General features: G+C 58.7%; 10 protein-coding genes and 2 tRNA genes. 6 read left to right on the top strand and 6 right to left on the bottom strand.

The features are described from left to right. Positions 1–113 precede the first annotated feature (113 nt). The gene (locus GTA51_RS17320; protein WP_160963313.1) at positions 114–1343 is read right to left on the bottom strand and encodes a hypothetical protein; all 1230 of its coding nucleotides are present in this window, start codon (positions 1341–1343) and stop codon (positions 114–116) included. 120 nt (positions 1344–1463) lie between these two features. On the opposite strand from GTA51_RS17320, the gene panC reads away from it, so the two are divergent. The 6 genes from panC to GTA51_RS17350 all read left to right on the top strand — a co-directional run bounded on the left by panC (position 1464) and on the right by GTA51_RS17350 (position 4812). Further along, positions 1464–2324, top strand: coding sequence for a pantoate--beta-alanine ligase (gene panC / locus GTA51_RS17325; RefSeq protein ID WP_160963315.1), 861 nt, complete (start codon positions 1464–1466; stop codon positions 2322–2324). A gap of 138 nt (positions 2325–2462) precedes the next feature. Continuing rightward, complete coding sequence (gene metK / locus GTA51_RS17330) at positions 2463–3632, top strand: methionine adenosyltransferase (RefSeq protein WP_160963317.1); 1170 nt, start codon at positions 2463–2465, stop codon at positions 3630–3632. Between the two features lie 62 nt (positions 3633–3694). Beyond that, positions 3695–4189, top strand: a complete 495-nt coding sequence (locus GTA51_RS17335; RefSeq protein WP_160963319.1) for a DciA family protein — start codon at positions 3695–3697, stop codon at positions 4187–4189. A 39-nt stretch (positions 4190–4228) separates the two neighbouring features. Then, positions 4229–4576 (top strand): hypothetical protein, encoded by a 348-nt coding sequence (locus GTA51_RS17340; protein WP_160963321.1) that lies wholly within the window; start codon positions 4229–4231, stop codon positions 4574–4576. 71 nt (positions 4577–4647) lie between these two features. Beyond that, positions 4648–4721, top strand: a tRNA-Gln gene (locus GTA51_RS17345). 13 nt (positions 4722–4734) lie between these two features. Continuing rightward, positions 4735–4812 (top strand) — tRNA-Glu (locus GTA51_RS17350). 341 nt (positions 4813–5153) lie between these two features. Here GTA51_RS17350 and GTA51_RS17355 read toward each other — a convergent pair. From GTA51_RS17355 to GTA51_RS17375, 5 genes are all read right to left on the bottom strand, one after another. Next, positions 5154–5561, bottom strand: a complete 408-nt coding sequence (locus tag GTA51_RS17355; protein ID WP_160963323.1) for a Ros/MucR family transcriptional regulator — start codon at positions 5559–5561, stop codon at positions 5154–5156. Between the two features lie 326 nt (positions 5562–5887). Beyond that, on the bottom strand, positions 5888–7003 hold the full coding sequence (locus tag GTA51_RS17360; protein WP_160963325.1) for a tyrosine-type recombinase/integrase: 1116 nt from the start codon (positions 7001–7003) through the stop codon (positions 5888–5890). Between the two features lie 382 nt (positions 7004–7385). Further along, positions 7386–7943: a tyrosine-type recombinase/integrase gene (locus GTA51_RS17365; protein WP_160963327.1), complete on the bottom strand. Its 558-nt coding sequence runs from the start codon at positions 7941–7943 to the stop codon at positions 7386–7388. 264 nt (positions 7944–8207) lie between these two features. Beyond that, positions 8208–8567, bottom strand: coding sequence for a hypothetical protein (locus tag GTA51_RS17370; protein WP_160963329.1), 360 nt, complete (start codon positions 8565–8567; stop codon positions 8208–8210). A gap of 384 nt (positions 8568–8951) precedes the next feature. Then, on the bottom strand, positions 8952–9329 hold the full coding sequence (locus GTA51_RS17375; RefSeq protein WP_160963331.1) for a DUF6573 family protein: 378 nt from the start codon (positions 9327–9329) through the stop codon (positions 8952–8954). Positions 9330–9842 lie beyond the last annotated feature (513 nt).

The following is a 9842-nucleotide window of genomic DNA, read 5'->3' on the forward strand; positions in this document are numbered from 1 at the left end:
CCGGACGACGCGCGGACTCCTCCGGCCCCCCGTGCGGGGGGGGCCGGAGCAGATCCCGGGTCCAGGGCAGAGCCCTGCCGGGGGGCTGGGGCAGCGCCCCGGTTCTCTCGCGCTTACTTCCCGCGCAGTCCTTCGCGCAGCTGCACCACGGTCCAGCCGGCTTTCTTGAGATTTTTGGCAGACAGGGGGCTGACTTCGCCGGCGACCACGAGTTTTTTCGTTTTCGCGCCCTGGGCTTTGGCGGCGTTGTCGAGGGTCTGGGCGATGCTGGCCAGGGTCGGGGTCCAGGCCAGATAATCCAGGGGAAAGGCAGCCAGGAAGCCGTTGCCCTGGGTTTCGGCGACGATGAACCGGCCGGCGTTGGTAAAGCGGACGATGGGGTCGGTGGTGACGTTTAAGTTGGCATAGAGTTCGGCCATGCGGGTGCGGAAAAAGCCCAGGTCTTCGGTGTCGGTGAGGATCGAGAATTTGATGAAATCGGGACGGCCGCCCACGTTGGTCATGCGGTCCAGGGCCAGGACGAGCCGGGTCTGGGTGATGGGGTCGAAGTGGGGGTTGTCAATAAACAGCTCGGCTTGATCCTTGGTTGCGCCCATGGCTTTGAGGCGTTCGCGATTGGAGGCGAACAGGTCTTCGGGCGGGATGGAAACGTCCACGGCGCTTTGGGGGGTGATCCGGGCGTTGTTGAGAAAGGCCAGGGCGGCACCGCCGGGGATGGCGGCCGAGGCGGCAAACGAGCCGAAAAAGCCGGCCCCGGCCAGGCGTTTGAGGGCCGCCTGCAGGATGGGGTTGTCGGAATAGGGATCAACGGAGAAGGCCTTGGCGTAGTCGCGTTTGGCCTTGTTGTAGCCGAGCAGTTCACCCACGGCACCGTCGTCGTCCTTGGGCCGGTCGCTTTGGGCGCTGGCCTGGGCGCGGGAAAAGGATTTGCCGACGCTGGAGAGGCTGTCGGCCGGGTGGATGATGAGGTTAAACGCGCCGGTGACGGCTCCGGCAGCGGATTTGGCCACGGATTTGCCCATTTCCGCGCCGACGTTGACCTGGTTCATGGCAGCGGCGGCGGCCAGTTCCTGAATGCGGGTGTAGAGCAGGGCGGTGGATTCCACGCGCAGATCGCCCTTGGGCGAATGCAGGGTATAGATATTGAGGTAGCCGTCGTTGACGACCTTGTCGTCCACGCTGTGGTTGGGGCCGACAAGGACGGCCTCGGGCAGCAGGCTGGCGGCCGAGAGGGTCGGCGGATTTTCCGTGGCATCGGCTTTGGGGGCGGCGGCGAGGGCAAGGGACGGCAACAGGCACAGTACGGCGCTGATGGCGGCGGTGCGCAGGCGGAGAAAGGGCATGACGGGCTCCTTGGCGTTTTGTTGCCCGCTGCATACGCCTGTGCCGCCCGTTTGTCATGGCCGGCTTTACAGTTTGCGGGCGCGGTATTAGAGGACGCCGGAACCGAGAGGAGGCAGGCTTTGGACATAATCACAGAACCGTCGGCCCTGCGGGAGCGCGCCCGGGCGTGGTCGCGCAGTGGGGAGACGGTCGGTTTTGTGCCCACCATGGGCGCGCTGCATGCCGGTCATGCCAGTCTGTTGCGGCTGGCCCGGGAGCGGGCGGCGTTGGTGGTGGCCAGCGTGTTCGTCAATCCGACCCAGTTTGGCCCGGGTGAGGATCTGGACGCCTACCCGCGCGATCTGGAGCGGGACGCCGCCCTGGCCAGGGAGGCCGGTGTGGACGTGCTGTTTGCGCCTGCGCCCGGGGCCATGTACGCCCCTGAGGCGGCCACCTGGGTGGAGGTACCAACCCTGGCCCGGCATCTGTGCGGGGCGTCGCGGCCAACGCATTTTCGGGGTGTGTGCACGGTGGTGTCCAAGCTGTTTTTGCTGGTCCGCCCGACCTTGGCCGTTTTCGGGCAAAAGGATTGGCAGCAGTTGGCCATCATCCGGCGCATGACCGCCGATCTGGGCTTTGACGTGGAAATTGTGGGCGCGCCCATTGTGCGCGAAGCCGACGGGCTGGCATTATCTTCGCGCAATGTCCGGCTGACGCCGACGGAGCGGGCCGAGGCTGTGGCCATCAACCAGGGGCTGGCCCTGGCCGAGGAGCTGGCCCGGGGCGGTACGCGCGACGCCGGGCGCATTCTGGCCGCCGTCCGGGCGTTTTATGCGACCGCAATGCCGTCCGGGACGGTGGATTATCTGGAGTGCGTCGATCCCGGGAACATTGTCCCGGCGACGACGCTTGCCGGAGCGGCGTTGTTTGCGGCCGCGGTGCGGTTTTCCGCAGTGCGCCTGATCGACAATCGATTCGTGGACGTGAACGCGGCGTCATGATAATGCCACACCACGCCATCTTGCCTTTTTTGCATCGGCGAGGTAGTGGGACAAATTTCTGAATCTATGATGCACATATTTTGCATATGAGCTGCGCGCCGCCACAGGGAGGCGGCCGGCTCAAGGAGGATATCCCGTATGATTAATGCCAAAGGCCGGTACCTTTTCAGCTCCGAATCAGTGACCGAAGGACATCCGGACAAAGTCGCCGACCAGATCTCTGACGGCATTCTCGATGCCATTTTGGCCCAGGACTCGGAAGCGCATGTGGCCTGCGAAACCCTGGTCACCACCGGTCTGGCCTTTATCGCCGGCGAGATCACCACCAATGCTTATGCCGATTTTCCGTCCATCGTGCGCGAGACACTTAAAGAGATCGGCTACAACAGTTCGACCATGGGTTTTGACTGGGAGACCTGCGGTGTCATCTCTTCGGTGGGCAAACAGTCCGTTGACATTGCCCAGGGCGTGTCGCGGGTAAAACCCGAAGACCAGGGTGCCGGCGACCAGGGTATGATGTTCGGCTTTGCCTGTGACGAGACCGAGACGCTCATGCCCGCGCCCATCTATTGGGCGCATAAGCTGTCGCGCCGCCTGTCCGAGGTGCGCAAGACCAACGTGCTCGATTTTCTGCGTCCCGACGGCAAGACCCAGGTGGCGGTGGAGTATGTGGACGGCAAGCCCGTTCGCATCGACAACGTGGTGGTGGCCTGCCAGCATGCCGAGTCGATTTCCCACGACGACCTGTGCGACGCGGTCAAGAAGGAAGTCATCTTTAAGACCCTGCCCGAGTCGATGGTGGACAAAAACACCAAGATTTACATCAACACCACCGGCCGGTTCGTCATCGGCGGCCCCATGGGCGACTGCGGCCTGACCGGCCGCAAGATCATCCAGGACACCTACGGCGGCATGGGCAACCATGGCGGCGGCGCGTTCTCCGGCAAGGACCCGTCCAAAGTGGACCGTTCCGGTGCGTATATGGCCCGGTATGTGGCCAAGAACATGGTGGCCAGCGGTGCCTGTTCGCGCTGCGAAGTCCAGATCGCCTATTGCATCGGCGTGGCCGAGCCGCTGTCGGTGCTGGTGACTTCCATGGGTTCCAGCGACATTCCCGACGAGATGCTGACCAAGGCCGTGCGCGAGGTCTTTGATCTGCGTCCCTACTACATCTCCAAGCGCCTGGATCTCAAGCGTCCCATCTACAAGCCGACGTCGTGCTACGGCCATTTCGGCCGCGACCTGCCGGGATTCACCTGGGAAGTCACGGATGCGGCCGGCGATCTGCGTACGGCGTTAAAGATCTAACGGCTTTCGTCCCCGGAGGCCTGCGGCCGGGCTGCGGGCCTTGGGGACGGGAGTGTGCCAACATGCTGCGCCGGTTGTCCGAGAGCGTCGAGCGATTCATGGCGGCGCAGGAAGCGTCGGCCCGGCGCAATTTTGTGGAAGTGTGCCGTCGCTGGGCCGATATCGTGGGGCCTGAGACGGCGGAACTGTTGCGGCCGCTTGGGCATAAACGGCGCGATTTGTATCTTGGAGCAGACGATCCTGTGGCGCTTCAGGAGATGCTTTTCGCGGCACCGGAAATTTTATCGCTGGTCAATGGGGCTTTGGGGCACGAAGCCTTTGACAAGGTGCGGTTTGATCTGCTAGGAGGCCGGGTTCCTTTGGATGCGTTGCGGGCGAGTCCGCCGCGATTTTCCACGCCCGCCGAGAAACGGCCCGAGAGGCTGGGCGGGCTTTTGGGTGAGCTTGATCCGAACTCGCCGGTTGGGCGTTGTTACGCCAAGTATGTAGCGTATTTTGAGGCCGGGCCGAATCGTTTGGGCGCACGTCGTCGGGTGCGCCACAAGAAGGCGGGCTAGACAGTCCCACACGGCGGGATAAATTTCTTGGAGGCGAATATGAGCGAAGGCATGCAACTTGATCTGAAAAAGCCCCTGGACAAGATGACAGCCAAGGAACTGCGCGAGCTGGTGCTCAAGCAGGTTCCGCAGGTGACGGGCGCTTCTGGTCTTGGCAAGGACGAGCTCCTGGTGCAGATCAAGGAAGCTCTGGGCATGGGTGGTGAAGCGGGTTCGAAGGCTTCTCCGTACAAGACGAAGATTTTGTCGATGAAGGCGAAGATGCGTTCGCTTCGGGCTGCGCGTACGGAAGTGGCTGGCGACGGCTCTCGCAAGCAGAAGGAACTTCTGCGTCGTCAGATCAACAAGCTGAAGAAGCGCACGCGTCGTCTGTCCCGCGCCTCGTAGCGGTTTGGGAAATTTTAAAAAATTTCTTGACAGGGACGGGGTAGAAGTATAGTCTGCGCTTTCTTGGCTGCTGGGGGATCGTCTAGCGGCAGGACTGTGGACTCTGACTCCACCAACCTAGGTTCGAATCCTAGTCCCCCAGCCAAGAATTGTACTGCGTCCCCATCGTCTAGCCTGGTCCAGGACATCGGCCTTTCACGCCGGTAACAGGGGTTCAAATCCCCTTGGGGACGCCAAGCATTTCAGCGGTTTACGTAATCCACGTAAGCCGCTTTTTCTTTGGTCCACATCTAGTCCACATCCCACCCACTGTTACTGCGTCAAATCGGCCGGCGTCCTGTGATACAACGCTGGTGTTTTGACCTGTGTTTTCTTCCCTCTCATCTTTGACTCGTTTCCTGGCTCATACATCTTCCAAAGGGACACGCCGTCAGCCAAATTAAAATGGCCCCGTCTGCGTCCTGTCTGTGGCGACTGTATCAAGTCCAGCTATGGAAAAAGCCCCAGTACGGGGAGGCGCACCGGGGCTGAGGGGGAGCCGCATCAGGCCGGGCGGCGTCGAATGGAAAATATAAACTTATTCGGTCTTGGCTTTACCTTTGCGTTCCCACAGCTTCATGTCTGTCATTTTGGCACGACGATAGCGAGCCAGGGATTTGCAAGCGAGGGCCTGGGTTTTCTTGTAGCCATATTTTGCTTTGTACTCTTCGGCGGTGAGTCCGTGGGCGGCAAGATGCTTCTTGGTGATCATCTTGAAGGACTTCCCGCATTCGAGGCAGGTCACCGAGGCTTCTTTGATGGCCTTCTTCGGGTCCATAGCCGGGGCGGCGCTTTCGGCCTCACTGGCGGCTATTTGGCCGGTGCTCACAGCGGCAATGCCATTTGCCACGGACCTGACCATGCTGACGATCTCGTCTTCTGTCATGGGCCGCGCACTGGCCTGGGCTTTCACGATATCAAGGGCGCTTTGAAGGTAGTCGTCCATTTTGTTCCTCTTGGCAGGTCGGTGGTAGATTCCAAATATGCGATCTGTCAAGGTACAAGATGGCAATAAAATAGTTTATGTCAAGGGGGAAAAGCCGTCAGCCCACTGCGTAATCATTCCTTGAATATCGCGGGAACTAGGACCATGTCATTCAATGATCACGCCAGACGAGTAGATGGACCGGCGTCACTCTCTAAGCCAAACTTGTCACATGAACTTCACCTCTTGGCCAGATAAAATATGTACCAAGGTGAGCCTGACACAGAGGGCACCCTGACAGCCAGAATGCCCTCCATCAGCATGCTTTTAGACCCACTATATGGAACTCATCCCATCCCTTCGACGACGGGTTTGATTGGAGTGACCTTGCCGGGGCCACGGTTGCCCATGACCGCCTCCATGGCCTCCTGGGTCTGCTTGAGGCCGAGGCTTTGCAGGTAGCGGGTCGTGGTCTGGGGCGATTTGTGCCGAAGTACCGACTGGATGACGGACACCGGCTGGCCCTCGCGATACATGATGCTGGCCGTCAGGTGGCGAATCGCATGAAATCCGAACTCACGGACGCCGGCCTTCTTGCACAGCCGCTCCATCAGGTGCTGTCGGTTGGTGAAGGGCAGGCCCAGGTACTGCTTACAAAACGGCGTATCGTCGAGGTTCACGAAAACGAACTCGGACTTGATCGGGCGGTGCTCCCACCACGCCAGGAGGATTTGCTTGAGCCGGCCAACCATGGGTACAGGGTCGGCCTCCAGGTCACCGCCAGCGCGCTTTCTCGTCCACAGAGTCACGGTGTTGCCGGCAAAGTCGATGTCCGCCCACCGAAGCCGGAAGATTTCGCCTCGCCGGGCGGCCAGGAATAAGAGCGTCAGCAGCATGACACGGTCCTGCCCTTCAGCGACGCCGTCGACCGCCCAGAAGTCGTCTTCCGGGGGCACATATCTGGGCTGCCGCTGCTCCGGGAAACGGTCAACGACCTGGAAGGGACAGGGACCATCCGGGAAGCCGGGCATGTACTTTTTGCCCCAGCCCCAGGCCGTAACCAAGACCTTGCGTTCCTTGTTGGCGGCGTAGCCGGAGCGGGTCCGGTTTTGATCACTCAGGAATTTCATGGCGTCGGCCACCTGGATGTCAGCGACAAGCGTATCCCCGCCAAACCGTTTGATGGTCCGGGTCATCACGGCCAGCTTTTCGACGTAGGTCTGGCGACTCTGCCGCTCTTTGACGAAGTCCAAGAATGAATTCGATAAGTTAAGCAAGGTCAGCGAGTCCGTGACGATCGGCTCCGGCGTCTTGAGTGTTTTCCGCTGGGCCTCCTCCCACTTTTCGGCTGCACGACGGCTCTTTTCCGATCCGTCCGGAAAGAGCTTTTCCTTGCGATTTCCGTTGACGGTCACGACCGCTCGCCACCGGGGCGGGTTGAATTTCTTGACGAGTGTTGGCATGGAGAGCCTCCTTTACGCGGTTCTCGAAAAACCGGATTTTTCCTGGGGCGATCTCGACTCCACCCCATCGTTTATAGTATCGTCGAACGGTATTGGTGCAAACGCCAAGGATTCGGGCGAGCTCCTGTGGTGTAAGCGGGTTCCCAAGTTCTTCTGCGAGTGACATGGCAATCCTCTCGGGCATATTTTCGTGGTGTGCCCGAGATGAACATTGCCACGACCGTAAAAAATAGCAATTGTACATCGAAAATTTCTTCTTTGCCGTTTTTTTACTACGCTTATTTCCATCGTTTATCGCTCGATCATTCCCAGTCGTTTCTTTGCATGTAGAGTTGCTTCATCACGGTTGGTGACGAAAAAAGGGGGCGGAGGCCCCCTTGGTTTACAAGGTGTTCATAAGCACCTGCTCCACCTCCTCATCCTGTACGCCCATGTACCGCAGAGTTACTGAAGGATTTGAGTGGTTTAGGCGCTTGGCCAGAACCTCCCAGGAGACGCCAAATTCACGGCGCTGGTGGTAAGCCCAGGTCTTGCGCAGAGAATGACAGCCGTAGTTCCCTTTGAGGTTGATGGCGGCGGCCCAGGCCTTCACCTTCTTGGTGACGGACAGGGTTGTCAGGGGTGAGTTCGCCGTCTTGCGGCTTTTGAACAGGTAGTGCCTGTCCTCGGGCTGGGCGATGGCGAGGTACTCCTCCAGGGCCGCCAGAATTTCCTTGTTGGCGATGAGCACGTTGGGCTTGCCGGTTTTCTTCTCCTGGATGGAGATGCGGTCACCGAGCTTCAAGCCGCGCACGGCGGCGACCCGGACAGCCAGCAGGTCTTGCACCCGCAAGCCGGAGTTGACGCCCATGACAAACAGGAGCTTGTCCCTTGGGCTGTCGACCAAAAGTCGCTTGATGCTGCGCACGTGGCGCAATTCGGTAAAGGGCTGGACCTTCATGGCTTCAACCTCCTTGAAAGCATGTTTTTCTTTGGGGAAGGATCAAATCGATCTTTGGAAATAGCACTGGGAGCTTGGCCGGTGTCCCAACTCCATGTATCTCGTTGAAGCTAAAAGCCTTTTGGAGAGATCCTGGGCCAATGCCGCTTCTTGGGTAGAAAGCGGCTTTGGAAATGGCATCATTTGTACCGGGCTCGCCGGCAGCGAGACGCTCCGAAAGAGATAAGGGGCCAAGCCTTACGGCCGGACCCCCTCGGTTGATGTTCATCCCCTGGTGAGGATGATTTGGTTTTCCTCGACGCAGACCTGAAAGAGGTCGCCTTCGCGTACCTCCTGACCAGCGATGATGATACCGCGCAGGTTCAACGTCAGCCTCCCCTTGGGATTGACCTTTGGGAGATTGCTGCCACGCAGGAAGAGGCCTTCAATGTCGTAGAAGGTCTTGTCCTCTGCCATGAGTCGCAATAAGTGCTTTCGCAAAGTCTGCTTGTGCAGGATGCCAACACGTTCCATCATGGAGTCTGCCGAGATGTTCTCGGAGATGCATTGACGCAGTAGGCCGGGTTGATACCGAGATTCGATTCTTGTGGATTCAGTCTCGGTGGTTTCGGGCTTCTTTGCCATGGTGAACTCCTTTTGTGGTTATTTTGTATTAAATATCTGTAATTACACCATAATTCTGTCAAAATTCGCATAAATCTAGCGTTTTTCATGCAAAATCAGCTGTTTGGACCATGTGTCAGCGAACTTATTCTCCCTGAAAAAGCGGCTTTGGGCCGGAACTGCGATTTCCGGGGCTTTTGGGTCTGGGGGATAGAAAACCCCGGGGAAGCCCCCAAAACCCCAGGAATGGGGAGTATAGGGGGCTCCGGGGGCTTGGGAGGGGCGTCCCCAAAAGGGACCCGGGAAGAGGGCAGCCCCAAAGGGAGCCTGGCCCTCGCTATCATTTTTGAAAATGGTGACCGCTGCCCTGCACAGGAGAAGACCCCACCCATAGGACCAGCCGAGCTAATCGTCGCCCGGCAGCATGATGGTCATGACCGGTTCGCCGTGATCACCAGGACCGACGACGGCGATGATCCGAACACGCTCGTGGCGACCGGGTGCCATCAGGAAAAAAACGTCAAGTTCGAGATAATCCGTAGCGGATTTGCCGAGGATGGCCGTTCGAAGGACCATGAAGAGATCGTGGAGCCGCCCGGAACTGCTTTGCCCCTCGCCTTCCAGGCCAGCCTGCGGCGTGATGTAGGAATGGAACAGGTTATCGGTAACGACGGTGTGAAATTTGAAACCGGCTTCCTTCGCCTGGGTGGTCACGTCGATTAAAACGCCGTCTTCAATGGCCTGGGCACGGCTGTAGGAATAGATCAGGTTGAAATCATCCATGTTGGCATCCTCCAGTATTTTAAGGGTAAATACGGGAAGAATACCCTGGCTTGGCCGGAGTGGTCACGGTTTCGGACGCCGGCCCGGCTATGAAAAAAGAAAAAGGGATTGCTCCAGCCGAAGCCTGAGAATCCCTGTGGAAAAACAGTCCCAGCCACATTGCCGAGGCCCCGGTAGGAGCGACGGCGATGAGGCCTTACGATAGGAAGGACTGTTGCCAGTACCGACCCCCGTTTTGCCGCTGATTATGCGATTCTCTCGCTGTCAGCGACGCCGGAGTGACGCATTTGAGGTGTGCTTTTCTGTTGAAAGCACTAAAGATGATATTTTATCCGCGTTTGCGGTGGTTTTTGAACTAATTTTACTATATTTTTTGTTCAACAAGCTCGTAATTTGTTTTATTTGCAGGATTTTAGCATTTCGAAGCGTCACTCCGGTGTATCCCTTACGGATACGCAGCCATCTCAATGTCTCAGGCCCTCACGCCTTTGCGTCTTAATATAAGAGCAAGAC

Source organism: Solidesulfovibrio aerotolerans (assembly GCF_009856865.1).
Taxonomy (GTDB): Bacteria; Desulfobacterota; Desulfovibrionia; order Desulfovibrionales; family Desulfovibrionaceae; genus Solidesulfovibrio; species Solidesulfovibrio aerotolerans.

Excerpts from the sequence above, each read along its gene's own strand:
- GTA51_RS17320 (WP_160963313.1), bottom strand. The coding sequence starts at position 1,343 with ATGCCCTTTCTCCGCCTGCGCACCGCCGCCATCAGCGCCGTACTGTGC.
- metK (WP_160963317.1), top strand. The coding sequence starts at position 2,463 with ATGATTAATGCCAAAGGCCGGTACCTTTTCAGCTCCGAATCAGTGACC.
- GTA51_RS17335 (WP_160963319.1), top strand. The coding sequence starts at position 3,695 with ATGCTGCGCCGGTTGTCCGAGAGCGTCGAGCGATTCATGGCGGCGCAG.
- GTA51_RS17340 (WP_160963321.1), top strand. The coding sequence starts at position 4,229 with ATGAGCGAAGGCATGCAACTTGATCTGAAAAAGCCCCTGGACAAGATG.
- GTA51_RS17355 (WP_160963323.1), bottom strand. The coding sequence starts at position 5,561 with ATGGACGACTACCTTCAAAGCGCCCTTGATATCGTGAAAGCCCAGGCC.
- GTA51_RS17360 (WP_160963325.1), bottom strand. The coding sequence starts at position 7,003 with ATGCCAACACTCGTCAAGAAATTCAACCCGCCCCGGTGGCGAGCGGTC.
- GTA51_RS17365 (WP_160963327.1), bottom strand. The coding sequence starts at position 7,943 with ATGAAGGTCCAGCCCTTTACCGAATTGCGCCACGTGCGCAGCATCAAG.
- GTA51_RS17370 (WP_160963329.1), bottom strand. The coding sequence starts at position 8,567 with ATGGCAAAGAAGCCCGAAACCACCGAGACTGAATCCACAAGAATCGAA.
- GTA51_RS17375 (WP_160963331.1), bottom strand. The coding sequence starts at position 9,329 with ATGGATGATTTCAACCTGATCTATTCCTACAGCCGTGCCCAGGCCATT.